We start from the raw sequence: 25,332 nt of genomic DNA, 5'->3' as shown, positions 1-25,332 counted from the left end.
GTTACATTATTGTCGAATAATAAGTGAATACTGCTTATTTTTAGGGAGTATAATAAAAATAGAGTGATAGATAATGAAATGGCATGAAGATGCTAATAGAATCAATGTTCCATATATTTACACTATTCTAAATATATAAACTTCAAAAAAATAGTATGTTAGCGTTTTCATGACTTTTAAGTTATGCTAGAATAAGGACATAAGTTATTAATTATTACAAAAAGAAAAAAGAATCTCTTTTTTCTGTTAATTATAAGGGGGCATTTCATTATGCGTATTGGGGTACCAGCAGAAATTAAAAACAACGAAAACCGTGTGGCAATGACACCAGCAGGTGTTGTACATTTAATTCGTAACAATCACGAAGTATTCATTCAAAAGGGTGCAGGTCTAGGATCTGGTTTCACAGATGCTCAGTATGTTGAAGCGGGAGCAAAAATTGTTGATACGGCTGAAGAAGCTTGGAACATGGAAATGGTTATGAAAGTTAAGGAACCAGTTGAAAGCGAATACAAACACTTCAGCGAAGGTTTAATCTTATTCACATACTTACACTTAGCTCCAGAACCAGAATTAACAAAAGCATTAATCGAAAAGAAAGTTGTTTCTATTGCATATGAAACAGTACAATTAGAAAACCGTTCTCTACCATTACTTGCACCTATGAGTGAAGTAGCTGGTCGTATGGCTGCACAAATTGGTGCACAATTCCTTGAGAAAAACAAAGGCGGTAAAGGTATCTTACTTGCAGGTGTTCCAGGGGTTAAACGTGGTAAAGTAACAATCATCGGTGGTGGACAAGCTGGTACAAATGCTGCTAAAATTGCAGTTGGACTAGGTGCGGATGTAACAATCATCGACTTAAGTGCAGAACGTCTTCGTCAATTAGATGACATTTTCGGAAACCAAGTAAAAACTTTAATGTCTAATCCTTACAATATTGCAGAAGCTGTAAAAGAGTCTGATCTTGTAATCGGTGCAGTATTAATCCCAGGTGCAAAAGCGCCAAAACTTGTAACAGAAGAAATGATTAAATCAATGGAACCAGGTTCTGTTGTTGTAGATATCGCGATTGACCAAGGTGGTATTTTCGAAACAACTGACCGTATTACAACTCATGATAACCCAACTTACGAAAAACACGGCGTTGTTCATTATGCAGTTGCAAACATGCCAGGTGCGGTTCCACGTACATCAACTCTTGCATTAACAAACGTAACAGTACCATATGCAGTACAAATTGCTAACAAAGGCTACAAAGAAGCTTGCCTAGGAAACGCTGCATTACTAAAAGGTATTAACACATTAGACGGCTATGTAACATTCGAAGCAGTTGCAGAAGCTCACGGTGTAGAGTACAAAGGTGCTAAAGAATTATTAGAAGCAGAAACAGTATCTTGCTAATAGAAGCATTATACAAAACAAAATCGAACAATATATAAACCAACATGATAAGAGCTAAGAGTGAAGATCTCTTAGCTCTTCTTGGCAAAAGGGGGCATACATCGTGGCCAACCTATTTAAAAAGAAATCCGTTACGCAATTGTTAGGGGAAAGTAAAAGTAAAACTTTAACGAAAACGCTAGGGGCATTCGACCTAACAATGCTAGGGATTGGTGCGATAATCGGTACAGGAGTTCTAGTATTAACAGGATTAGTAGCAGCAAGAGATGCTGGTCCAGCAGTTATTTTTTCATTCATGATTGCAGCAATTGTTTGTGGATTTGCAGCATTATGTTATGCAGAAGTTGCATCTACACTTCCTGTTTCAGGTAGTGTGTACACATATTCATATGCAACAATTGGTGAGTTTGTTGCCCATTTAATGGGATGGACATTGTTATCCGTATATGTCGTAACAACTGCCGCAGTAGCTGGCGGATGGACGGGTTATTTCAATAACTTAGTTAGTGGATTAGGACTTGAAATTCCTAAAGCCTTGTTAACGATTCCATCGCAAGGTGGTATGGTGAACTTACCCGCAATTATCGTTACGTTGGTGATAACTTGGTTATTATCAAGAGGTACGAAAGAAAGTAAGCGTGTGAATAACATAATGGTATTAATTAAAATTGGTATTGTTGTTTTATTCATTGCAGTTGGTGTATTCTACGTGAAACCAGAAAACTGGATACCATTTGCACCGTACGGCATAAGTGGAGTTTTCGCCGGAGGAGCAGCAGTATTCTTTGCTTTCTTAGGATTTGATGCATTAGCAACTTCTGCTGAAGAAGTAAAAAATCCGCAACGTGATCTACCGATTGGTATTATTGCTTCGTTAGTTATTTGTACAATCATTTATGTTGTAGTTTGTCTCGTTATGACAGGTATGGTTTCTTATAAGGAATTAGATGTACCTGAAGCTATGGCATATGTGTTAGAAGTTGTAGGACAAGATAAAGTGGCTGGTGTAATTGCTATTGGAGCTGTAATCGGAATTATGGCTGTAATTTTCGCTTACATTTATGCAACAACTCGTGTATTCTTCGCAATGAGCCGTGACGGTTTATTGCCAAAATCTTTCGCGAAAATTAACAAGAAGACTGAAGCTCCAACATTTTCAGTTTGGTTAACAGGAATTGGTAGTGCTTTAATTGCTGGATTTATCGATTTAAAAGAATTGTCGAATTTAGCGAATATTGGAGCGTTATTAACGTTCGCCATGGTTGGTGTAACTGTTATCATTCTTCGTAAAACGCATCCGAAATTACAACGTGGATTTATGGTACCACTTGTACCGATCTTACCGATTATTTCAGTTGCATGTTGTCTATTCTTAATGGTAAATTTACCATTAAAAACATGGATATACTTCGGTGTTTGGTTAGCAATCGGAGTAGTTGTATACTTTGTTTATTCGAAAAAACATAGTCATTTAAAAGACGATGGAAGTTCGCAGGATAATTTAGAACAAGCTAATTAAAAGGGATATAAGTATAGTAAGCCTTGTGCGTCTAGGGAGCGCGCAAGGCTTTTTTCTTTTGTGCAAAATTTACATCCTTTTTTGTATGAGAATGTAATGGATGTGGAAAATATGTGTAAGCCTTATTAAAATATGAACAAAATGTTCGGAAAAATGTATGAGATTTCATTGACACATATGAATGGACGCTCATATAATAAGAGTATAAGATATATGAATGATTGTTCATATGTTCAAATGAAGAGGTGAGCTATAATGGCTGGAAATAAAGTAGAAACACCACAAGAGACATGTTCTCAAACGATAATTCATGAAGAAGTTGTTGATCAAGTAAAACAAACAATTCCAACTGATGAAAGTTTAAGTAAAGTAGCAGAACTATTTAAAGTATTAGGTGATCGTACACGTACGAGAATATTACATGCGTTATTTGAAGCAGAAATGTGTGTGTGTGATTTAGCGTATTTATTAGGAATGACACAATCATCTATTTCACATCAGCTTCGTGTGTTAAAGCAAGCGAAACTTGTAAAGAATCGTAAAGAAGGAAAGGTCGTTTATTATTCGTTAGCTGACCAGCACGTAATTCATATCTTCGAGCAAGCGTTTGAACACGTAAACGAGGAAGAATAAAAAGAACGCGAGGAGGGAGAACGATGGCTGAAGCATTAGTGAAAAAGAAACTGGTGTTAGAAGGTTTAGATTGTGCGAACTGTGCAATGAAAATTGAAAAAGGCGTTGGGAATATAGAAGGAGTAAATTCTTGTTCTGTAAATTTCGCGACAAAAACAATGGTTTTAGAAACAGCACAAAATACAGAAAGCGAAGTTGTTACAGAAGCAAAACAACTCGTTACAAAATTAGAACCGCACATTAAAGTACAAGAAGAAAACAACACAAAAGTAGCGAAAGAAGTATTTATATTAGAAGGTTTAGATTGCGCAAACTGTGCGATGAAGATTGAAAATAAAGTGAAAGAAATGCCCACTGTTTCAGCAGCAACTGTTGATTTCGTATCAAAGAAATTAAGAGTTGAAGTAGCGAATAAAAGAGAATTAGAAGCGACTATAGCAAATATAACAAATGTCGTTCAAAAGTTAGAACCAGATGTAAAAGTTGTTCGTGAAGAAAAAGGTGGTCATGACCACGGACATAGTCACGACCATGGTGAAGCAAATGTGAAAAAGATGGTAGGACGATTAGTGGTCGGCGGAATTTTGACAGCAATTGCTGCATTAGCTGGCTTACCACAAATGATAACAATTCCGTTATTCGTCCTTGCGTATTTATTAATAGGCGGAGATATCGTTTGGAGAGCGGTAAGAAACATAACTCGCGGCCAAGTGTTCGATGAAAACTTCTTAATGGCAATTGCAACACTAGGAGCTTTTGCGATTCAACAATATTCAGAAGCTGTTGCGGTAATGCTATTCTATCAAGTAGGGGAACTATTCCAAAGTATTGCGGTCAATCGCTCCCGAAAGTCAATTACTTCATTAATGGATATCCGTCCTGATTATGCGAATGTGAAGGTTGGAAATGAAACGAAACAAGTATCACCAGAAGATGTACAAATCGGCGATTATATTATCGTGAAGCCTGGTGAGAAAGTACCATTAGACGGAAAAGTAGTTGAAGGAACATCAATGGTAGATACTTCAGCATTGACTGGTGAATCTGTACCACGTGAAGTCGAAGTTGGAAATGATGTATTAAGTGGTTTTGTGAACCAAAATGGCGTATTAACAATTGAAGTTACAAAAGAATTTGGTGAATCAACTGTATCAAAAATTTTAGATTTAGTTCAAAATGCAAGCAGTAAAAAAGCGCCAACAGAAAACTTTATTACGAAGTTCGCGCGTTACTACACTCCGGTTGTAGTTATTACAGCAGCAATCATGGCGTTTATTCCACCACTTATTTTAGAAGGAGCTACATTCTCAGAATGGATTTATAGAGCTTTAGTGTTCTTAGTAATCTCTTGTCCATGTGCGTTAGTTGTATCTATTCCTCTTGGATTCTTTGGAGGAATTGGTGGTGCATCTAAAAGTGGTGTGTTAATAAAAGGAAGTAACTATTTAGAAGCTTTAAATGATGTGAAATATATTGTTTTTGATAAAACAGGAACATTAACAAAAGGTGTCTTCAAAGTTACAAAAATGGAACCAAGCGAAGGTATTACAAATGAAGAATTATTAGAGTATGCAACATTTGCTGAAGTGTATTCTAATCATCCAATTGCACAATCTATTCGAAAAGCATACGGAAAATCAATTGATGAAAAAATAATCGATGAGTATAGCGAAATTTCTGGTCACGGTACAGTCGTAAAAGTACAAGGAAAAGAAATTTTTGCAGGTAATGCTAAATTAATGAAAAAAGAAAACATTACATTTAAGCAACCAGAAACGGTAGGTACATTAGTTCACGTTGCTGTAGATGGGGAATATGCAGGTTATATCGTTATCTCTGATGAGGTAAAAGAAGATTCAAAAAAAGCAATTCAAAAATTAAAAGAACTAGGTATTAAGAAGACAGTCATGTTAACGGGTGATGCAAAATCCGTTGGTGAAGCTGTTGGTAAAGAATTAGGTTTAGATGAAGTTCACGCAGAACTATTACCGCAACAAAAAGTCGAAGAGATTGAAAAAATTGATGCGGCGAAGAACGGAAAAGAAAAAGTTGCTTTCGTTGGTGATGGTATTAATGACACACCGGTATTAGCAAGAGCAGATGTTGGTATTGCGATGGGTGGTTTAGGATCAGATGCAGCGATTGAGGCGGCAGACATTGTTATTATGACTGATGAGCCTTCAAAAATTGCAACAGCCTTAAATATTGCAAAACGCACACGACGCATTGTATGGCAGAATATCATCTTTGCATTAGGGGTAAAAGGATTAGTTTTATTACTTGGTGCTTTTGGTATTGCAACAATGTGGGAAGCTGTCTTCTCAGATGTTGGTGTGACACTACTTGCAGTGTTAAATGCAATGCGTGTACTACGAGTGAAAGATTTATAAAAAAGAGGACGCAACCTGCGTCCTCTTTTTTAGGTTATTTTGTTGAAATTGACTCAATAAAATAATAACAAATATTATTTTGTAAATAAATAACGTAATATTAAAATTTACAAATAAAAAAATATTTGTCGTACTATTTTAATATATTTTCCACAAAGATACATATCGTATTGAAAAAACAGAGAAGGAAAAGCTTCTCTGTTTTATTTTTGTATATTTTTTTCAACTTGTTCTCGAACGGTTTGAATGTAATTCATTTTATGATCCCAACATTCTTGACTTAAATCGACAGGGTACTCTTCGGGATTTAAAGTTCGCATATATTCTTCCCAAAATAGTGCGAGACTCTGTTCATTATATTTTTGAATATCTAATATACCTGGTAGTTCATATGTTCTTTCGCCGTTAATGAAAATGTCTTTATGCAGTTCGCGTGCTTCAAAGTTTGTTACAAATTTACTTATATACGTGTGAACAGGATGAAACATTTTTAAACGTTCTTCTTTTCCTGGCTCTTCAGAATCTAATGCAATATAATCGCCTTCTGCATGATCGTTAACTCGATTGATAATGCGATAAATTCGTTTCAGTCCTGGAGTGGTAATTTTTTCAGGGTTAGATGAAATTTTAATTGTATCATTTAACTTTCCATCAGTATCTTCAATCGCAACTAGTTTATAGACAGCCCCTAACGCTGGTTGTTCAAAGGACGTAATTAATTTTGTTCCAACGCCCCATACATCAATTTTTGCGCCTTGAGATTTCAAATGCATAATTGTGTATTCATCTAAATCGCTAGAAGCAATAATTTTTGTATTTGTAAACCCAGCTTCATCTAGTAGTTTTCTTGCCTTTTTAGATAAATAAGCCATATCACCACTATCAAGGCGAATTCCATAAAAATCGATACGATCCCCAAACTCTTTCGCGACGCGAATCGCATTTGGAACACCTGATTTTAAAGTGTCGTATGTATCAACGAGAAAGACACATTTTTTATGAGTTTCAGCGTATTTCTTAAACGCGACATATTCATCGCGATACGCTTGAACGAAAGAGTGAGCGTGTGTGCCTGCTACAGGTATTCCGAAGCGTTTCCCAGCTCGTACGTTACTCGTAGATGAGAAACCACCAATAAAGGCAGCGCGTGTGCCCCAAAGAGCTGCATCAAACTCGTGGGCACGTCTTGTACCAAATTCTAAAAGTTCATCATTATTTGCAGCGTGCTTCATACGAGCAGCTTTTGTTGCAATTAATGTTTGGTAATTCACAATGTTTAACAGGGCAGTTTCAATAATTTGTGCTTCGCCGAGCGGTGCATCAACACGTAATAAAGGCTCGTTATTAAATACAACTTCACCTTCTTGCATACTTCGAACGGTCCCAGTGAATTTCATATTTTGTAAATAATGAAGGAATTCTTCTTCAAATTGTAATTCTGCTAAATAAGCGATATCGCTTTCGGTAAAGCTGAAGTTTTCTATGTACTCTACAATCTTTTCAAGGCCAGCAAAAACAGCATAACCGTTCTCGAATGGAAGCTTTCGAAAGTATAAATCAAACACCGAGCGGCGATTATGAATACCATCTTTCCAATATGTATAAGCCATATTAATTTGATATAAATCTGTATGTAAGGCATAGCTATCGTCTTTATAATAAGTCATCGCGAAAACACCTCCATAATTTGGTTATAGTATACCAATTTTTCATCGCTCGTAGCAAAGAATGGATATGAAAGTGTAGTCAAGAGGGAAAAAAATGAAATAATGCATATTTTTTAGAAAATTAACATTTATCAATTTATATTTCTCAAGATTTTATGTATTATTAGAGTAATGGGGGTAATGAGAATGGAGGAGGACAATGCAACAAACATTAGAAAAAATAGGCAAACAAGTCTTTTATAAACGGCTACAGCAAAAAATGACACAAGAAGAATTATGTCAGGGCATTTGTTCTGTCTCATACTTAAGTAAAATCGAAAATGGAAAGATCGAGGCATCAGAAGAAATTCTACAATTGCTCTGCACAAGGTTAGAAATTGCCGTGACGGATTTGAGAGATGTAGAAGAAGATGTGAAGGGGAAGCTAGATGAATGGTTGAATGCACTAGTTCATTTGGACAAGCCGCAAGTAGAACGCATATATGAAGAGTTGCAAGGTGAAATGAAGCATGTTTTGGATTTTGAAATTATAAATTATTATAAACTGCTGTATACGCGTTATTTAATTATGAAACGAGATTTTCTGGCTGTTGAAGAAGAATTAGAGAGATTAAAAAAGATGTACAAAAAGTATTCGCCATTTCAGAAATTATTATATACGTATAGTAAAGGTCTATATTATTTTTTACAGCATAAATATAAAACGGCCTTAGATTATTTAGTTCAAACTGAAGTGATGGCGAAAGAACAAGGCTATTATGAAACTGGAATCTATTATAATTTAGCTCTTGTTTATAATGAATTAGAAATAGAACATATGGCTTTACATTTTGCTCATTTAGCTATGGAAGGCTTTAAGAATGAATATAAATTTCGTCATGTGATTAATTGCCAGTTATTGATAGGGTTAAGTTATATACAGAAAAAACAATATAACGAAGCTTTAGGAATTTATAGAAATATTTTAAGAGAGGCTAATTCTTTTGCGGATAAAGATAACATAACAGCGATTGCTCTAAATAACATGGGGTATTTACATTACCATTTAAAGGATTATGCAAAAGCGAAAGAGTATTATTTACAATGTTTACAATACAAGAAGGAAGAAGATTTAGATTATATTGATGCTGTATATGAGATTGCATTGCAATGTATTGAATTGAAGGAATTTGAAGAAGTAAAAGAGTGGATTAATAAAGGGATAGAAGTTGCGAAAAGAGATGAGAAGTATAAAAGTATGTTATATACACTTTTAATACTTCAATATAAATATTTTGAAGAGAAGGGGGTGTATAAAAAGTTTTTAGAAACAGAAGCTTTAACATTTTTTAAGCAAGAGGAAAATAAAAAAGATTTAAAAAAGGTATATTTAGAATTAGCAAAATATCATGAAGAAGTATTAGAATTCCAAGAAAGTAATCGGTATTATAGACTAACTATTAATTTATTAGAAGAAAAGGGAGGAAGATGAATATGAAGAAAATGATTTTTGGTGCACTAGCATTAGTGGCTATATTAGTAGTGTTAGAACCTCAATATGCTTGGACTGGAGATATGTATGGTCAAGCTAAAGAACTAATAGAAGTAATAAATTCTTAATAAAAACCCCTTTCCAATCGGAAAGGGGTTTTTTCAATATTTGTTCCTCAAAATTCTACAAAACTTGAGAAAATAATTATTTGAATTTTTAGTATATTAATAGTGGAAACATAGTGCTACGATAAAACTACTCTTTTTCAAAAAATAATTTATTAGGGGGAAGATTCATGAAAAAGAAAAGTTTAGCGTTAGTGTTAGCGGCAGGAATGGCAGTTACAACGTTTGGAGGGACAGGCTCTGCATTTGCAGATTCTAAAAATGTGCTCTCTACGAAGAAGTACAATGAGACAGTACAGTCACCAGAGTTTATTTCTGGTGATCTAACTGGAGCGACTGGTAAGAAAGCAGAATCTGTTGTGTTTGATTACTTAAACGCAGCAAAAGGTGATTATAAGTTAGGGGAAAAGAGTGCGCAAGATTCTTTCAAAGTAAAACAAGTGAAAAAAGATGCTGTAACTGATTCAACAGTAGTACGTATGCAACAAGTATACGAAGGAGTACCTGTATGGGGTTCTACTCAAGTAGCTCATGTAAGTAAAGATGGTTCTTTAAAAGTATTGTCTGGAACAGTTGCACCTGATTTAGACAAAAAAGAAAAGTTGAAGAATAAAAATAAGATCGAGGGCGCAAAAGCAATTGAAATTGCGCAAAAAGATTTAGGTGTTACACCTAAGTATGAGGTAGAACCAAAAGCGGACTTATATGTATATCAAAATGGTGAAGAAACAACATATGCATACGTTGTAAATCTAAACTTCTTAGATCCAAGCCCAGGAAACTACTACTATTTCATTGAAGCAGAAAGCGGTAAAGTATTAAATAAGTTTAATACAATCGATCATGTGACGAATGATGATAAGTCGCCAGTTAAACAAGAGGCTCCTAAGCAAGATGCAAAAGCAGTTGTAAAGCCTGTAACAGGAACAAATAAAGTAGGAACTGGTAAAGGGGTATTAGGAGATACGAAATCGCTTAATACAACGTTATCTGGATCATCTTACTACTTACAAGATAATACACGCGGGGCAACGATTTTCACATATGATGCGAAAAATCGTTCAACATTACCAGGAACATTATGGGCAGATGCAGATAATGTTTTCAATGCAGCGTATGATGCAGCAGCGGTAGATGCTCATTACTATGCAGGTAAAACATATGATTACTATAAAGCTACATTTAATAGAAATTCTATTAATGATGCAGGAGCGCCGTTAAAATCAACAGTTCATTACGGAAGTAATTATAATAATGCATTCTGGAACGGATCACAAATGGTATACGGAGATGGTGATGGTGTAACGTTTACTTCATTATCTGGTGGAATTGATGTAATTGGTCATGAATTAACGCATGCGGTTACGGAAAATAGCTCGAATTTAATTTATCAAAATGAATCAGGAGCATTAAATGAAGCAATTTCTGATATCTTTGGTACATTAGTAGAGTTCTATGATAACCGTAATCCAGATTGGGAGATTGGTGAAGATATTTACACGCCTGGTAAAGCAGGAGACGCACTTCGCTCTATGAGTGATCCGGCGAAATATGGTGATCCAGATCATTATTCTAAGCGTTACACTGGTTCAAGTGATAACGGTGGAGTTCATACGAACAGTGGTATCATTAACAAACAAGCTTATTTATTAGCAAATGGTGGTACACATTCTGGTGTAACTGTAACTGGTATTGGTAAAGATAAGTTAGGTGCAATTTATTACCGTGCAAATACACAATATTTCACGCAATCTACTACATTTAGCCAAGCTCGTGCTGGTGCAGTACAAGCTGCAGCTGATTTATATGGTGCGACTTCTGCGGAAGTAGCAGCAGTGAAGCAATCATTTAGTGCTGTTGGTGTAAACTAAGGGTTTAAGAGAGTATTATTAATAAAATACTTCAAAAATAAAGAAGGAGCCTATGCTCCTTCTTTATTTTTTTCTCCATTTTTTCCACAAATAAAACAATCCAACACAACCCGCTATTGTTACAATCCACTTCGCTTCATTCGTTCCATTCATGACATGATAGGCAGAATATACTTCGATTAACAAAGCCGGTATTTTACCTATTGTGCTGGCAATACTGAAAGAGAGTAATGACATTTTGCCTAGAGCGGCAAATAAAGTAACGATACTTGATGGGATGAAAGGTATGAATCGAAACGATAGAACGAGTAGAAAGGCCTCTCTACCTTCTACATAAAGTAGGCGTTCTACCTTTGGATACTTATTTGCTTTGTTGTGAGTGAATTTCTGAAGGCCTATACGATAAATATAAAACGAGATAATAGCCCCTAATGCCTCACCTGCGATCGAAATAATGGTCCCGTTTGTTACACCAAAGAGCTGTATGTTAATAGCGGTCAAAAAAATACTAGGGATAAAACCTAAAAGACTGATGATGACGTTAATTAAGATACTAAGTGGAATTGCGATTGAATAATAGTCTGTTAAGAAGTTTTGAATTGTTTCAGCCATTGTTTAAAATCCTTTATCTTTTTTTGCATTACACCATATTTCCATTGTGTAGGCAAGCACAAATTTACATAATGTAGAAAACGTTGATAAAACACCATCGATATACCTTATATGGGTATTAGGTATATAAAATTAGGGGTATATTTTATTTTTTATAAAATCACCAAAAAACTCTGTTTTTAAAGGGGATGTTTAGCTATTTTAGGGGTGATTTAATCTGGGAAATAATTATAAAAACATAGGGGTATATTTCGGAGGGGGTCCAAAATAGTAGTTTGATGAAACTAGGGTGGTAATATGGCAAAATTGATGAGGAATTTTAAAAATGTATATGTTTTTTCGTTGTGAAATTGACTTTTAGTGAAGTTACGATAATAATCATGGAAGAGGTGATATTATGAAACGAATAAGTAGTCTTCTCTTGAGTAGTTTATTGGCATTAATGCTGATCTTAAGTGGATGTGCAGGAAAAGAACAAAAAACAGAGAAACAAACAGGGAATCAATCGACATCAGTAGAAAAAATTAGTGATAATATTTTAGATGAAATGGAAGGGCCACCTAAAAATGGTCATACGATTGAAAGACATGTAGGAAAATCAGAAGAGGATTTGAAGAATCGCTTGAAGACAGATAAAGTATCAGCGGCAAGTACATACTATGATAAGGAAACAGCGACGAAAGCTGTAAAAGATAGTTTGAAGCAGCATGATAAGGAAATTCAAGATTGGTTAAAAAATTCTAAAGAGGCTCGTCTCGTATTAAATACAACTCATTCATTCCCAGTTGGAAAAACGGTAATAAAGAAAAATATGAATGTAAAAGACAAGTTAGTAAAAACTGTTACTGTTTTGGCGAGAGATAAGTCAGGAGATTTAGGATATAAGATCATTACTTCTTATCCATCTGATAAATAAGAAGGGGGAGTAAATATGTATACGACATTACAATATTTTCTCAAATCGTATTGTACGTTAAGTATCCATGAGGATGAAATAGTAGGCGTGATGGAAGAGTTTATAGAGCAAGAAGATGAAGAAATTGTTTTGAAATTACGCAATGAATTATTATATATGAAGAAAAAAAACGCTTGGGAAGAGGCGTGTGTATTAGCTGCGAAGCAAGGAAATCGCATGTGGTCTTTAGAAGAAACGAAAGACCATCTTGAAGCTTTTTTACTATTATTGCAAAAGAAAAAGGCGTGAATAGATCACGCCTTTTTCTTTTGCCAATTTGATGGTGTCTCATTGTGTTGGGGCACTTTTATATACGCTTTTTGAAATTTGTCCATTTGATACTACTTCACCGTTTTGTGTTACTTTTTTATACGTAACCGCTGTTATTTTATCACCAGTTCTACTAACTACTTGAGAAGAAACTTCAACATTTTTACCAGTATTTGTACCAAAAATGCGAGTAGTAATACTACCGCCATTTGAAAATGCTTGAATATAAATATGATTGCCTGTATTGTTTTTAAATTTTAAATCCGGACCATAATCTGCCACTGCTGCATCTTGCCCAAGTGGTAAATAATTTACGGGCATAGAATGATTGCTTCGAGAAACAATTCCTAAATCTGCTCTTAAAGCTGCGCTATATAAAGTGCTACTAACTTGGCAAACGCCTCCGCCTGCACTTTGTATAACTTTACCTTGTGAAAATACTGCTGCGGATTTATAACCATGGGCAGCATCCGTTACGCCAACACGGCCATTAAAACTAAACGTTTCATCAGGTGCGACAATAACTCCACTTAAAGTATTAGCTGACTTATTTACGTTATAGGACTGGTTTCCATTCCGACCAGCCATTGGAGTTGAATATTCAGCAATTACTTCTTTAATCCCCATTTTCTGTATATCTTCTGTAGAACGCTCAGGTTTTAAGAGTGTAACTGGTAATGTAACGTCCGATGAGCCAGAAGTAATGGCCTGCTGCGTTAAATCAGTTAATTTTCCTTTATCAATTTTTTCTCCATTTTGACTTTGGCTAATATTTACTGTAGAGCCTTCAACACTTAATTCTGCATTAATAGGATTTTTTAATGTTTCATTATATTTATCCTTCATAAAGCTTTCATAAGCAGTTGTATTTAATTGAGCTGTTAATTTATAGTCACGTTTTAATTCACCGTTTTCGGCCTGCTTCCGCATTTGGTAACGATTCATTGCGTTTCCTTCTTGTTCTTTAAAGATTTTGTCAATAATATCTTTTTCCTTATAATTTATCCCTAAATCTTTCCATGTGTACGTTTGTTTATCATTTTGGAATATGTAGGTAAGAGATTTTTGATCTAATTCAGTTACCTTTTGATTAATAATTGCTTGAATATCTTTTTTATTTTTTCCATCGAGAGAAATACCTTCAAATGTAGTATTTGGTAATGCAGTAGTATCTAATTGATTATTTAGTTTGGATACATATTGATATCCACCAACACCGCCTACACAAAGTAATATGCCTCCAGTAATTGCAGAACCGATCAGTATTTTACTTAGCTTCATTTATTTCCCCCCAGAAATTTTTGTATAAATATATGTATTACATTTTTTGTATAAAAATGATGAAAATAACATTATGTACGTACTAGTATACTATTATTTCCACTATGCGTGTAATGTTTTTATAAAAAATGTTACACTGTTGTAATAATTGTCTCTTTTTGTCACAATATGCACGAGAAATATGTTGAAAATTATAATAAAAAGGCTGTCTAGAAAGATCTAGCAGCCTTTTTATTATAATTTTTTATGTTCATTTTTATTCGTAACACCGAGATGTTCTTGTAGTGTTGTCGAAATATTATTGACGCTTTTTTCATTTGGAACGTAATAATAAATACCACCTATATATTTATCAGTACCTTCTACTTGCATTTTGTCCATTTTTAAATTGGAATCCATTGAATTTTTGGCAATTGTCATCATATCATCAAAAGTTAAATTTGTTTTTAAGTCTTTATCGACAGCGTCTAAGAGGCCACCGATTTTATTAATAGAATTAAGAGATAGTGCTTTTGCAGCAATAGCTTCTAAAACAAGCTGTTGTCGTTGACCGCGCATATAATCACTATCGATATGACGAGTTCTAGCTAGTGCTAATGCCTCTTCTCCATTTAAATGTTGACGTCCTTTTTTGAGGTGAATTGCATCTGCTTCGTCTTTACTATTTTGTTCTGTAAACTCAACCGGAACATCGACAGTAATACCACCAAGAGAATCGACAATCTTGATAAATGATTTAAAGTTGAATTTTACATAGTAATCAACTGGAACATCTAAAAATTTCTCCACTGTATCAATTGTGCTGTCCACACCACCGAATACGTGCGCATGTGTAATTTTATCGTATTTATCACGTGATTTAATGTAGACACGTGAGTCACGTGGAATACTCACAAGTTTAACAGATTTATCGTTTTTATTAATTGTTGCAAGTAATAGCGCATCCGTACGAGTTGCTTTTCCATAACTCTTGTCCCTAATATCACTTTCATCAACACCCATAATAAGTACGGAAATGTTGTCAGTCATAGGTTTCACAGCTTTTTCACGTTTGCTGGATTTATCCCCGCGGCCCAGTTCAGAATAGGCATTACTTAATACAGACTTTGCTTTACTGTATATATGGAAGGAGTAGCCCCCTGCTCCAAGTGCTATAATCAGTAATGGAATAAGAAGGAACCAAAGTAGGCGTTTTTTCTTTGAGCGTCCGTTTTTGGCTCGGGTGTCTTTGTTCATATCGGATTTCATCATTTTTCTCCTTTAAAACTATCAAAGTGTATACATCTAGAAGCGCATTCAAACACATAAAAAATATTGTACGCTAAATAAAAGCGATTGTACATGTATAAAAAATAGATGTCTTGATTATTTATAAGACACCTATTCGTTATTGTATACAAAAGATAGGGATAAGAAAATGATAAAATTTTACCTAATTACAACATAATGCTTACGATAATTGCAGATAAAATGCTAACGAGAGTAGCTCCATATAGTAATTTAAGGCCAAATCTGGCAACGACGTTTCCTTGTTCTTCGTTTAACCCTTTTACTGCACCTGAAATAATGCCGATAGAAGAAAAGTTGGCAAAAGAAACGAGGAAAACAGAAATGATACCCACTGTACGGGGAGAAAGGCTATTAGAAAGTTTACTAAGGTCCATCATTGCCACAAATTCATTCGTTACAAGCTTCGTTGCCATAATGCTACCAGCTGTGACAATTTCAGAACTTGGTACACCGATAAGGAATGCAACAGGCGCAAATACGTAGCCGATTAATTGCTGGAAAGTAATGCCGAATATAATGAGGAATAGGTCATTAATGCAGCTAATTAATGCGACGAATCCGATGAGCATAGCGCCGACAACGATGGCTACGCGAAAGCCATCTAGAATGTATTCTCCAAGCATTTCAAAAAAGCTTTGCTTTTCGCCTTTAATTTCTAAAATATCTTCGTCATCTTTCACGTCGTAAGGATTGATGATGAGTATGATAATAAAACCACTAAATAAATTGAGAACGAGTGCGGTTACTACATATTTAGGCTCAATCATTGTCATATAGGCACCTACGATAGACATAGATACGGTTGACATGGCAGAAGCACAAAGTGTATAAAGACGGTGTTTTGGAATTTGAGCTAATTGCTTTTTAACTGTAATAAAAACTTCTGATTGGCCGACAATGGCAGAGGCGATAGCGTTGTAAGATTCTAATTTCCCAAGACCATTTATTTTGCTAAGGAAGTAACCGATCCAATGAATAAAAAATGGTAGTATTTTGAAATGTTGTAGTATACCAATTAAGACGGAAATGAAGACAATTGGTAATAATACAGTAAGGAAAAATGACATTTCACCTTTATTGGCAAGACCGCCAAATACAAAGTTTATACCATCAGCAGCATACTCGAGTAGCTTTGTAAACAGACTGGAAATGACCCGAATAAGTATGAGGCCGATTTCTGTATTTAATAATAAATAGGTTAAAATCAACTGTATAATAAGCATGATGAAAATTGGTTTAAATTTAATATGTTTCTTATTGTTGCTAGCAATATAAGCAAGGAAGAAAACAACGATAAGTCCCACGAAAAAAGTAATAAATTTCATAGTAAGCCCCCTAAAAGAGATATTCTGCTATATATGTTTTTCATTTCAAGGGAGAATATGCATCTTTGGTAAAGAAAGGAATAGAGAGAGCATGAATATATGTAGAGTGCACCACGTTGCAATTATTTGTTCGAATTATGAACTGTCAAAGGATTTTTATACTCGGATATTAGGTTTTAAAGCGATAAATGAAGTATATAGAAAAGAACGAGATTCTTATAAGTTAGATTTATGTGTAGGGGAAGAGTATCAAATTGAATTATTTTCATTTCCTAGTCCACCTGAGCGCCCGAGTTTTCCAGAAGCAGCTGGACTTAGACATTTAGCATTTGCTGTTACAAATATAGAAGAAGCTGTAAACCATTTAAAACAATGCGGTGTGGAGACTGAAGCGATACGTATGGATGAAATTACGGATAAAAAATTTGTCTTTTTCCAAGATCCTGATGGCTTGCCTTTAGAATTGTATGAGGCTTGAAATTGGTGAATTTTATATAGGGTTGCTTTCAAATAAATGAAGAAACTAAAGTGAAACTTCTTTTTTAAAGGAGGTGTAACTTTAGCTAAGAAAGCTAAAGGACATATGTGGATATTTTAAAATTATTGATGGTAGCCATCCTTATTGCGTTAACAGCATTTTTTGTAGCTGTTGAGTTTGCAATTATTAAGGTACGTAGCAGTCGTATTGATCAACTCGTTAGTGAGAAACGACGAGGAGCATTGGCAGCTAAAAAAGTAACTTCGAATTTAGATGAGTATTTATCAGCATGTCAGTTAGGTATTACAATTACTGCTTTAGGGCTTGGGTGGTTAGGAGAGCCCACTATAAAACATATACTCGAGCCGTTGTTTTTAAAACTACACCTATCTCCTGCAATTGCAAGTACAGTTTCATTTATTATTGCCTTTGCAGTTATTACGTTTTTACATGTTGTCATTGGTGAACTTGCTCCGAAGACGCTCGCTATACAAAGGGCAGAACAAGTTAGCTTATTATTATCGAAGCCAATTATTTACTTTTACCGAGTAATGTATCCGTTTATTTGGGCTTTAAATGGTTCTGCGAGGCTTGTGACAGGGTTATTCGGATTACATCCGGCTTCTGAACATGAAGTTGCTCATTCGGAGGAAGAATTACGATTAATCTTATCCGAGAGTTATGAGAGCGGAGAGATTAATCAAAGGGAATTTAAATATGTAAATAATATTTTTGAATTCGATAATAGAGTCGCAAAGGAAATTATGGTACCTCGTACGGAAGTTGTAGGTTTATATGAGGACGAACCATTTGAAACACATATTAAAATAATCGCACAAGAAAAGTACACGAGATATCCCGTATTTGGTGAAGATAAAGATGAAATTATTGGGATGGTTAATGTAAAGGATTTATTTATTCGTTATATGGATGGTAATCGAGACGAGGGGTGCTCGATTAAGCCATATACAAGACCAGTTATTGAAGTGTTAGAAAATATTCCTATTCATGATTTGCTATTACAAATGCAAAGAAAACGAATTCCATTAGCTGTATTATATGATGAATATGGTGGTACAGCGGGGATCGTTACACTAGAAGATATTTTAGAAGAAATTGTTGGAGAAATCCGAGATGAATACGATGAAGATGAACACCCGCCTATAGAGCATATAAGTGAAGGCTATAAAATCGTAGAGGGAAAAGTGCTTATTAGTGAAGTAAATGATTTATTTGGCCTACACCTAATCGCTGCTGATGTAGATACAATTGGTGGCTGGATTATGGTACAAAAGCAAATCGTTGCTGAAGGAGATATTATTGAAAAACACGGCTTTTCTTTTAAAGTTCTTGAAAAGGATATGCATCAAATTAAACGAGTGGAAATAAAGAAGGTAGAAGAATGATTTTCTATAAATTTTTATCCCGCTATTTGTGGGCAGTAAGACCCCTACTTCAAAATTCAGCGAAAGCGAAGAAGTTAGGTGGGGGATCAACAAAACCCCCACTGATTAAAGTTTCACTTTATAAAAGGTAGATATAGAAAAATAAATGTTTGCGCTTTCAAAAAAGGTGCTATATAGTGAAGGTGGATACTGAAAAATTCTTCTGAATGATACTCGTTTTTTTAGAGGCGAATTTTTTAGATAAGGATTTAGAATGAAAAGTATAGGTGATGAAAATGATAGCAACGAAGGATATACGTATAGAGAAAGATTTTTTAGGTGAAAAGGAAGTACCGAGTGTAGCTTATTATGGGGTACAAACATTACGTGCTGTAGAAAACTTCCCGATTACAGGATATCGCATTCATCCGTCACTCATTACGGCAATGGCAATTGTGAAGAAAGCGGCGGCACTTGCAAATATGAATACTGGTTACTTAGCTAAAGACATTGGATATGAAATTGCAGAGGCAGCACAAGAAATTGTTGATGGGAAATTCCATGATCAATTTATCGTGGATCCAATCCAAGGCGGTGCTGGAACTTCTATTAATATGAATACAAATGAAGTAATCGCTAATCGAGCTTTAGAACGTATGGGATATGAAAAAGGCGAGTATGTGAAAATTAGCCCAAACACACATGTGAACATGGCTCAATCAACGAATGATGCGTTTCCAACGGGAATTCATATTGCAACTCTTATGATGTTAGAAGAACTTCTTATTACAATGGAAGAACTTCATGCTGCTTTCCGTGAAAAAGCAAAAGAGTTCGACCACGTCATTAAAATGGGACGTACACATTTACAAGATGCTGTTCCGATTCGTCTTGGACAAGAATTTGAAGCGTATAGCCGAGTGCTTGAACGTGATATAAAAAGAATTAAACAGTCTCGCCAACATTTATATGAAGTGAACATGGGGGCGACAGCTGTTGGTACGGGATTAAATGCAAACCCTACGTACATTGAACAAGTGGTTAAACACTTGCGAACATTTAGCGGATTCCCACTTGTTGGTGCAGAGCATTTAGTTGATGCAACGCAAAACACAGATGCATACACAGAAGTATCTGCGGCATTAAAAGTATGTATGATGAATATGTCTAAAATTGCAAATGATCTTCGTATTATGGCATCTGGTCCACGTGTTGGATTGGCGGAAATTCAATTACCAGCTCGCCAACCAGGTTCATCTATTATGCCAGGTAAAGTAAATCCTGTTATGGCAGAAGTAATTAATCAAGTTGCTTTCCAAGTAATTGGTAATGATCATACAATTTGCTTAGCATCAGAAGCAGGACAATTAGAGTTAAACGTAATGGAGCCTGTACTCGTATTTAATTTAATTCAATCTATTAGTATTATGAATAACGGATTCCGTGTATTCCGTGAATATTGTATTAAAGGAATTACAGCAAATGAAGAATTGCTGAAGCAATATGTAGAGAAAAGTGTTGGAATTATTACAGCGGTGAACCCTCATATTGGTTATGAAGCAGCATCTCGTATTGCACGTGAAGCAATTGAAACAGGAAAATCTGTTAGGGAGCTATGTTTAGAACATGGTGTACTGACAGAAGAAGAATTGGATATTATTTTAGATCCATTCGAAATGACGCATCCTGAAATTGCTGGAGCTTCTTTACTAAAGAATAAGAAGATGTAATGTGAAAAAACACCGATCCATTTGGATCGGTGTTTTTTGTTTAAAAGATATTAAATACAGCATTTAATTGAAGTAAGCTAATAATAGCTAAGAAGATTAAACTATATTTCATCACTGTTTTAAATAGAGCAGATTCTTTACCAACTAGTCCAACTGCCGCACAAGCAACTGCTATGGATTGTGGTGAAACCATTTTTGCTATTGTGCCACCAACTACGTTTAATGAAACGAGAGTAGATGGTACGATGTTTAATTGATCGGCAGTTACTGCTTGAAGTGGTGCGAATAGTGAACCACTAGATACTACTGAACCAGTAATGAATACGCCAATCCATCCTAAGATTGGAGAAAGAATAGGGAATGCATTTCCAGTAGAAGAGAATGCAAGTCCAAGTGTAGATGACATACCAGAGTAGTTCTCTACGTAAGCTAAAGCGATAACGCTACAAATTGTATATACTGGAACCTTTAATTCTTTTATTGTTTCAATCATTAATTCTTTAATCATTTTGCCGTTTACACGGTAGACGATAAGTGAAACGATAATTGCTAATACAATCGCAGTAGTTGTAGAAGAGAATACATCTAGTTTGAAAATCGCTGCGAAAGGTGTATCAGCTTTTGTGATTGGTGCAGTTTTAATAACTTGATTATGAAGACCAGGGAATTGAATGTTAAATACTAAGTTTGCTAATGGACCATCCGGAGCAAATAAAGCTTTAATTGGTTTTAAATTAAAGATTGTTACAAATGCAGTTAAGAATATGAATGGAGACCAAGCATATAAAATTTGATTGAATGTATGAGATTCTTTTTCTTCTTGTTTTTCTTCTTTAGCAGAAGATTTTGGTTGCCAAACACGTAAGAATAATGCAAGAGCGACCATACTTACGACTGCTGCGAAAATATTAGTAAGTTCAGCGCCTAAGAAGTAAGTTACAACAAACTGAGTAATTGCGAAAGAAACACCACTTACAAGAATACCTTGCCAAGTTTCTTTAATGCCTTTAAATCCATCTACCATTGAAACAAGTAAGAACGGTAAAACAATACTAATGAATGGTAAAATAAGAACAGTTTGACGACCGACAGTTAATGCATCTATTCCAGTTAATTGGGCAGGTACTGTAACTGGAATACCCATAGCCCCCATAGCACCACCAGCGATATTAGCTACTAAGCAAATACCCGCTGCTTTTAATGGATTAAAGCCCATACCTACAAGTAATGCAGCTGTAATAGCAACCGGAACACCGAAACCAGCTGCGCCTTCTAAGAAAGCGCCGAAAGAATAAGCGATTAATAATACTTGTAAACGTTGATCATTTGTAATACTTGAAATACTATCACGAATGACATTGAATTGTTCTGTTTTAACAGTTAATTTGTAAAGGAAGATAGCTGCGATAACGATAGTACAAATTGGATAAAATCCAGATAAAACACCAAATCCGGCAGATGCTACTGCTGCAGTTGTAGGCATTTTATAAACAAATATAGCAAGAATAATAGCAACAATTACACTGTAAAGACCAGCCATGTAACCTTTCATTTTGAATCCCACTAAACAAATAATGAAGCAGAAAATTGGAAGTGCTGCGATTAGTGCAGATAACCAAATATTGTTTAATGGGTCATAAATTTGTGTCCAAGTACTCATAATAATGACAACTCCTATCTATTTTATGTGAAGAAATTCACATTATTTGTGAAACTATTCACAATCAACTTACATGCTTAGTATATTCTCCTTCAACACTATTGTCAACGTAAAAAAGTATAATTATTCCATAATAGTGTTAAAAGAAATGCTTTGTTCATAAAGTGGACAAAAAAGCGCACTCAAATGGATTTGAGTGCGCTTTTTGAAGTTATTTCCATATTGTTTTGTCTGTTCATATATCATTGATTCCATATGTTAGATGAAGTCTTTGCATTAAGTATATAGGATGTTGGAATAGTTGAAATTTGATAGGTGTCACATTCTGGTCCGAGTTGATTTAGTAAGAAAGAGAAAGCAAATGCATTTAATAGGAAGTTTTGAATAACAGTCTGAGCAAGTACAATACGAATTAAAACAACAATAAGTTAATTTTTAATATTATATTATTTTTTTACTGAAAATTCCTTTTAGCGTAACAAAGAGGTTAAATATAACCCAAATACGTTACGATAGGTTATCAATTATAGACGGTATTTTACAATATCATTACTGCACGTTGCAATGAGGTGAAAATATAACAAAAAGCCTGATAAAACAACGTTTGCAAGCAAAGTATTTGCAGCTCGTTGTTTTGCTTTTTCGTTATATCATATAGTATAATATTCAAAATCAGCAAGGAATTTTTCCTGAGCTCTTTGCTGGTTAAGGTGGAAAAAATTTTCAGCTTTATAGGTTGATAAAGTTATGTCGTAACAGGAAATATAAGAACAGATATATAAATAAATAAAAAGAAAATAAAAACGAAAATGAGGGGAACTTTATGAGCCAAAATCAATTCGAATGTCGTATTTCAGAAGAAGATGTACAAATGTTAAGAGCGTTAGCGCATCCGTTGCGTCTACGTCTAGTAATGGAACTAATGCAACGTGGGACTTGTAATGTAACACAATTACAGGAAGTATTAGAAATTCCACAATCAACAGTTTCGCAACATTTAACGAAATTAAAACAAAATAAAGTAGTGCGCTTTGAAAGACGAGGATTAGAAGTGTATTATCAAATTCATAATGATAAAGTAAGTGAAGTTGTAAAAACATTATTTTCTTAAAATTTGAATATTATGGAAAAAGACGTGTGGGATATACGTCTTTTTTTATTTGTCAGAAAGGTAATAGGAGAGAAAATGTTAGCAGGAAAGGAAGAAAAGGCTATCCATTAAAATGCTGCTATATGGAATATATTCTAAAGAGGAAAGAAAAGATAGAAAGGAGTGTAGTAAGTAAAAGGAGGAATAGTAGTATGGATGTAAAACGTGTGAAACAAATTTTATCTTCTTCAAGTAGCATTGACGTTACATATGAGGGCGTCCCAGTATGGATTGAGAGCTGTGACGAGCAGAGTGGGGTTGCTCAAGTGTATGATGTATCTAATCCTGGAGAAAGCGTTCACGTGAACGTGACGGCTTTAGAGGAGAAATGATAAAAAAGACGCTTCTAATTTTAGAAGCGTCTTTTCGAGTGTTATTCCATCATACTCGCAACTTTTTTAGAGAAGAGAAGGAGTACAAGTCCTAAGACGATAACGATAATACCGATACTTGCAAATACTTCAAGGTAGCCTAATGATTGTGTAAAGGAAGCAAGTTTACCTGCTAACCAGTTAGCCATACCCGTACCAGCTAACCATACCCCCATTAGTAATGATGCTAATTTTACAGGAGCGATTGCACTTACCATTGATAGACCGATTGGTGATAAGAATAACTCACCAATTGTATGGAAGAGATAAGTGATAACGATGAATAATAAGTTCGCTTTTACAGTTATATCTGCTTCACTACTTCCAGTTTTTAGAACTGCTAATGTTAAAACAAGGTAACCTATACCTAGTAAAATCATACCTAATGCCATTTTTGTTGGTACTTTTAAATCACCGCGTTTTGTTTTAGAAAGTTTTAACCATAGCATAGATACGAATGGTGCAAGTAGTACGATGAATGCTGGGTTAACTGATTGGAACCAAGATGTTGGAACTTCCCAACCGAAAATTGTACGATCAACAAATTTATTTGTATAAAGTGTTAGAGAACTACCAGCTTGTTCAAATCCTGCCCAGAAGAACACTACGAAACAAGTTAAAATTACAATTGCCCAAGTACGATTTTTCTCTTGTTTTGTTAAAGGTTTCTTTTCAACTGCAGGTTGATTTTTTGACTTTTTACCGACAATTGTTGTTCCTGCTTTACCAAGGTAACGAGGAGCTAATAAGTTGAAAACAATTTGTCCAATAATCATACCGATACAAGCTGCTAAGAATCCGTATTTATATCCCATTACAATAACGCCATTAGCGCTTGTTTTAAAGAAATCTTCTGCTAAAAATCCACAAATAAGTGGAGCAAAGAAAGCACCTACGTTAATACCCATATAGAAGATAGTAAATGCACTGTCACGACGTGAATCATTTTCACCATACAATTCACCTAACAGTGTAGAAATATTTGGTTTGAAGAATCCATTACCAATAACTAATAGTATTAATCCAAGGAATAGACCTGTTTTTGTATTCATTGAGAATAGTACAAAGTTACCGATTGCCATAATAATTCCGCCGAGAGTAATGGCATGACGTCTTGTGATATAGTGATCCGTTAGCCATCCGCCTATAATTGGCATGAAATATACTGCCGCTGTAAAAGTACCATATAATTGCACTGCGACTGCCTTATCAAATCCTAACCCACCACTAACAGCAGCAGTTGTTAAATAAAGAACTAAAAGGCCACGCATTCCATAATAACTAAATCTTTCCCACATTTCTGTTAAGAACAACAAGTACAACCCTGGTGGATGTTTTTTTGGTGATTGTTGCTCTCCAGCTTTGTCTAATTTTAAAGCTGCATCCATTTTTGTTTCCCCCTAATCCTGTATAACGGATATTTATGTAATCATTTTAATTTACAAAATATTTAGAAGTCAATAGAATTATATGGAAATAGAAAGAAAATTTCTAAAAATGTTCTATTTTTCTTCGACCGTTACTGTATTTTGCCCTGAAAACGAGATGATAAGCGTTTTCAAATGTAATAATTGAATTCTAAAAGAAAATAAAATAGTGATTAATCAGAAAATTTAGATTAAAATATTTATTCTGATATAGAGAAAATATATTCTATTTACTTTTACAATATAACATATTGAGAATAAAAATACAAAATGAAATAATGTGACATTTAAGTGAATTGAAAAATAACCAGCTCCATA

The 25,332-nt window shown here is 34.7% G+C and carries 21 protein-coding genes; 14 read left to right on the top strand and 7 right to left on the bottom strand.

What is annotated here, in order from left to right:
• Positions 1–270 precede the first annotated feature (270 nt).
• The 4 genes from ald (at position 271) to RBB48_RS22485 (ending at position 5,946) form a co-directional block, all read left to right on the top strand.
• Entirely contained in the window at positions 271–1,404 is a 1,134-nt protein-coding gene (gene ald / locus RBB48_RS22500; protein ID WP_048541645.1) for an alanine dehydrogenase, read from the top strand.
• A 103-nt stretch (positions 1,405–1,507) separates the two neighbouring features.
• On the top strand, positions 1,508–2,923 hold the full coding sequence (locus RBB48_RS22495; protein WP_048541647.1) for an amino acid permease: 1,416 nt from the start codon (positions 1,508–1,510) through the stop codon (positions 2,921–2,923).
• Positions 2,924–3,178: 255 nt separating this feature from the next.
• Positions 3,179–3,556 (top strand): ArsR/SmtB family transcription factor, encoded by a 378-nt coding sequence (locus RBB48_RS22490; protein WP_000918377.1) that lies wholly within the window; start codon positions 3,179–3,181, stop codon positions 3,554–3,556.
• Positions 3,557–3,579: 23 nt separating this feature from the next.
• On the top strand, positions 3,580–5,946 hold the full coding sequence (locus tag RBB48_RS22485; protein WP_097906881.1) for a heavy metal translocating P-type ATPase: 2,367 nt from the start codon (positions 3,580–3,582) through the stop codon (positions 5,944–5,946).
• 203 nt (positions 5,947–6,149) lie between these two features.
• On the opposite strand, the gene RBB48_RS22480 is transcribed toward RBB48_RS22485, so the two are convergent.
• Positions 6,150–7,613 carry a nicotinate phosphoribosyltransferase gene (locus tag RBB48_RS22480; RefSeq protein ID WP_048541651.1) on the bottom strand — a complete coding sequence of 488 codons (1,464 nt, stop codon included), beginning with the start codon at positions 7,611–7,613 and terminating at the stop codon, positions 6,150–6,152.
• Between the two features lie 199 nt (positions 7,614–7,812).
• Between RBB48_RS22480 and RBB48_RS22475 the strand changes: the two genes are divergently transcribed.
• The 3 genes from RBB48_RS22475 to RBB48_RS22465 all read left to right on the top strand — a co-directional run bounded on the left by RBB48_RS22475 (position 7,813) and on the right by RBB48_RS22465 (position 11,080).
• Positions 7,813–9,084 (top strand): helix-turn-helix domain-containing protein, encoded by a 1,272-nt coding sequence (locus RBB48_RS22475; protein WP_088061805.1) that lies wholly within the window; start codon positions 7,813–7,815, stop codon positions 9,082–9,084.
• A gap of 2 nt (positions 9,085–9,086) precedes the next feature.
• A complete protein-coding gene (locus RBB48_RS22470) occupies positions 9,087–9,212 on the top strand; it encodes an NprX family peptide pheromone (protein WP_131933998.1) in 126 nt (41 codons plus the stop codon).
• 167 nt (positions 9,213–9,379) lie between these two features.
• Positions 9,380–11,080, top strand: coding sequence for a M4 family metallopeptidase (locus tag RBB48_RS22465; protein WP_088061807.1), 1,701 nt, complete (start codon positions 9,380–9,382; stop codon positions 11,078–11,080).
• Between the two features lie 63 nt (positions 11,081–11,143).
• On the opposite strand, the gene RBB48_RS22460 is transcribed toward RBB48_RS22465, so the two are convergent.
• Complete coding sequence (locus RBB48_RS22460) at positions 11,144–11,692, bottom strand: TVP38/TMEM64 family protein (RefSeq protein WP_088121262.1); 549 nt, start codon at positions 11,690–11,692, stop codon at positions 11,144–11,146.
• Between the two features lie 397 nt (positions 11,693–12,089).
• Between RBB48_RS22460 and RBB48_RS22455 the strand changes: the two genes are divergently transcribed.
• The gene (locus tag RBB48_RS22455) at positions 12,090–12,608 is read left to right on the top strand and encodes an RNase A-like domain-containing lipoprotein (RefSeq protein ID WP_064477118.1); all 519 of its coding nucleotides are present in this window, start codon (positions 12,090–12,092) and stop codon (positions 12,606–12,608) included.
• Positions 12,609–12,623: 15 nt separating this feature from the next.
• On the top strand, positions 12,624–12,896 hold the full coding sequence (locus RBB48_RS22450; RefSeq protein WP_087983406.1) for a hypothetical protein: 273 nt from the start codon (positions 12,624–12,626) through the stop codon (positions 12,894–12,896).
• Positions 12,897–12,935: 39 nt separating this feature from the next.
• On the opposite strand, the gene RBB48_RS22445 is transcribed toward RBB48_RS22450, so the two are convergent.
• The 3 genes from RBB48_RS22445 to RBB48_RS22435 all read right to left on the bottom strand — a co-directional run bounded on the left by RBB48_RS22445 (position 12,936) and on the right by RBB48_RS22435 (position 16,813).
• On the bottom strand, positions 12,936–14,198 hold the full coding sequence (locus RBB48_RS22445) for a VanW family protein (RefSeq protein WP_088121263.1): 1,263 nt from the start codon (positions 14,196–14,198) through the stop codon (positions 12,936–12,938).
• A 234-nt stretch (positions 14,199–14,432) separates the two neighbouring features.
• Positions 14,433–15,449 (bottom strand): LCP family protein, encoded by a 1,017-nt coding sequence (locus tag RBB48_RS22440; protein WP_304363091.1) that lies wholly within the window; start codon positions 15,447–15,449, stop codon positions 14,433–14,435.
• 185 nt (positions 15,450–15,634) lie between these two features.
• Positions 15,635–16,813, bottom strand: coding sequence for a NupC/NupG family nucleoside CNT transporter (locus RBB48_RS22435; RefSeq protein WP_088121265.1), 1,179 nt, complete (start codon positions 16,811–16,813; stop codon positions 15,635–15,637).
• Between the two features lie 91 nt (positions 16,814–16,904).
• Here RBB48_RS22435 and gloA2 point away from each other — a divergent pair, with 91 nt between their 5' ends.
• From gloA2 to aspA, 3 genes are all read left to right on the top strand, one after another.
• Positions 16,905–17,291, top strand: a complete 387-nt coding sequence (gene gloA2, locus RBB48_RS22430; RefSeq protein ID WP_001017670.1) for an SMU1112c/YaeR family gloxylase I-like metalloprotein — start codon at positions 16,905–16,907, stop codon at positions 17,289–17,291.
• 107 nt (positions 17,292–17,398) lie between these two features.
• The gene (locus RBB48_RS22425) at positions 17,399–18,697 is read left to right on the top strand and encodes a hemolysin family protein (protein ID WP_088061817.1); all 1,299 of its coding nucleotides are present in this window, start codon (positions 17,399–17,401) and stop codon (positions 18,695–18,697) included.
• 275 nt (positions 18,698–18,972) lie between these two features.
• The gene (aspA, locus tag RBB48_RS22420; RefSeq protein ID WP_306008127.1) at positions 18,973–20,406 is read left to right on the top strand and encodes an aspartate ammonia-lyase; all 1,434 of its coding nucleotides are present in this window, start codon (positions 18,973–18,975) and stop codon (positions 20,404–20,406) included.
• A 40-nt stretch (positions 20,407–20,446) separates the two neighbouring features.
• Here the strand turns inward: aspA and RBB48_RS22415 are convergent, their stop codons facing one another.
• A complete protein-coding gene (locus RBB48_RS22415) occupies positions 20,447–22,066 on the bottom strand; it encodes an L-lactate permease (protein WP_046957351.1) in 1,620 nt (539 codons plus the stop codon).
• 823 nt (positions 22,067–22,889) lie between these two features.
• Here RBB48_RS22415 and RBB48_RS22410 point away from each other — a divergent pair.
• Positions 22,890–23,177, top strand: coding sequence for an ArsR/SmtB family transcription factor (locus RBB48_RS22410; RefSeq protein ID WP_000081429.1), 288 nt, complete (start codon positions 22,890–22,892; stop codon positions 23,175–23,177).
• A 191-nt stretch (positions 23,178–23,368) separates the two neighbouring features.
• Positions 23,369–23,548 (top strand): acid-soluble spore protein H, encoded by a 180-nt coding sequence (locus RBB48_RS22405; RefSeq protein WP_000382688.1) that lies wholly within the window; start codon positions 23,369–23,371, stop codon positions 23,546–23,548.
• A 41-nt stretch (positions 23,549–23,589) separates the two neighbouring features.
• On the opposite strand, the gene RBB48_RS22400 is transcribed toward RBB48_RS22405, so the two are convergent.
• Complete coding sequence (locus tag RBB48_RS22400) at positions 23,590–24,975, bottom strand: peptide MFS transporter (RefSeq protein ID WP_306008126.1); 1,386 nt, start codon at positions 24,973–24,975, stop codon at positions 23,590–23,592.
• Between the last annotated feature and the right edge of the window lie 357 nt (positions 24,976–25,332).

The sequence above is a fragment of the Bacillus sp. MMSF_3353 genome (assembly GCF_030733445.1).
GTDB lineage: Bacteria > Bacillota > Bacilli > Bacillales > Bacillaceae_G > Bacillus_A > Bacillus_A wiedmannii.
The sequence above is the reverse complement of the archived record's forward strand: the minus strand, read 5'-3'. Positions and strand labels throughout refer to the sequence as shown.

Excerpts from the sequence above, each read along its gene's own strand:
- aspA (WP_306008127.1), top strand. The coding sequence starts at position 18,973 with ATGATAGCAACGAAGGATATACGTATAGAGAAAGATTTTTTAGGTGAA.
- RBB48_RS22470 (WP_131933998.1), top strand. The coding sequence starts at position 9,087 with ATGAAGAAAATGATTTTTGGTGCACTAGCATTAGTGGCTATATTAGTA.
- RBB48_RS22465 (WP_088061807.1), top strand. The coding sequence starts at position 9,380 with ATGAAAAAGAAAAGTTTAGCGTTAGTGTTAGCGGCAGGAATGGCAGTT.
- RBB48_RS22400 (WP_306008126.1), bottom strand. The coding sequence starts at position 24,975 with ATGGATGCAGCTTTAAAATTAGACAAAGCTGGAGAGCAACAATCACCA.
- gloA2 (WP_001017670.1), top strand. The coding sequence starts at position 16,905 with ATGAATATATGTAGAGTGCACCACGTTGCAATTATTTGTTCGAATTAT.
- RBB48_RS22485 (WP_097906881.1), top strand. The coding sequence starts at position 3,580 with ATGGCTGAAGCATTAGTGAAAAAGAAACTGGTGTTAGAAGGTTTAGAT.
- RBB48_RS22480 (WP_048541651.1), bottom strand. The coding sequence starts at position 7,613 with ATGACTTATTATAAAGACGATAGCTATGCCTTACATACAGATTTATAT.
- RBB48_RS22415 (WP_046957351.1), bottom strand. The coding sequence starts at position 22,066 with ATGAGTACTTGGACACAAATTTATGACCCATTAAACAATATTTGGTTA.
- RBB48_RS22405 (WP_000382688.1), top strand. The coding sequence starts at position 23,369 with ATGGATGTAAAACGTGTGAAACAAATTTTATCTTCTTCAAGTAGCATT.
- RBB48_RS22455 (WP_064477118.1), top strand. The coding sequence starts at position 12,090 with ATGAAACGAATAAGTAGTCTTCTCTTGAGTAGTTTATTGGCATTAATG.
- RBB48_RS22460 (WP_088121262.1), bottom strand. The coding sequence starts at position 11,692 with ATGGCTGAAACAATTCAAAACTTCTTAACAGACTATTATTCAATCGCA.
- RBB48_RS22435 (WP_088121265.1), bottom strand. The coding sequence starts at position 16,813 with ATGAAATTTATTACTTTTTTCGTGGGACTTATCGTTGTTTTCTTCCTT.
- RBB48_RS22410 (WP_000081429.1), top strand. The coding sequence starts at position 22,890 with ATGAGCCAAAATCAATTCGAATGTCGTATTTCAGAAGAAGATGTACAA.
- RBB48_RS22445 (WP_088121263.1), bottom strand. The coding sequence starts at position 14,198 with ATGAAGCTAAGTAAAATACTGATCGGTTCTGCAATTACTGGAGGCATA.
- ald (WP_048541645.1), top strand. The coding sequence starts at position 271 with ATGCGTATTGGGGTACCAGCAGAAATTAAAAACAACGAAAACCGTGTG.
- RBB48_RS22440 (WP_304363091.1), bottom strand. The coding sequence starts at position 15,449 with ATGATGAAATCCGATATGAACAAAGACACCCGAGCCAAAAACGGACGC.
- RBB48_RS22490 (WP_000918377.1), top strand. The coding sequence starts at position 3,179 with ATGGCTGGAAATAAAGTAGAAACACCACAAGAGACATGTTCTCAAACG.
- RBB48_RS22450 (WP_087983406.1), top strand. The coding sequence starts at position 12,624 with ATGTATACGACATTACAATATTTTCTCAAATCGTATTGTACGTTAAGT.
- RBB48_RS22475 (WP_088061805.1), top strand. The coding sequence starts at position 7,813 with ATGCAACAAACATTAGAAAAAATAGGCAAACAAGTCTTTTATAAACGG.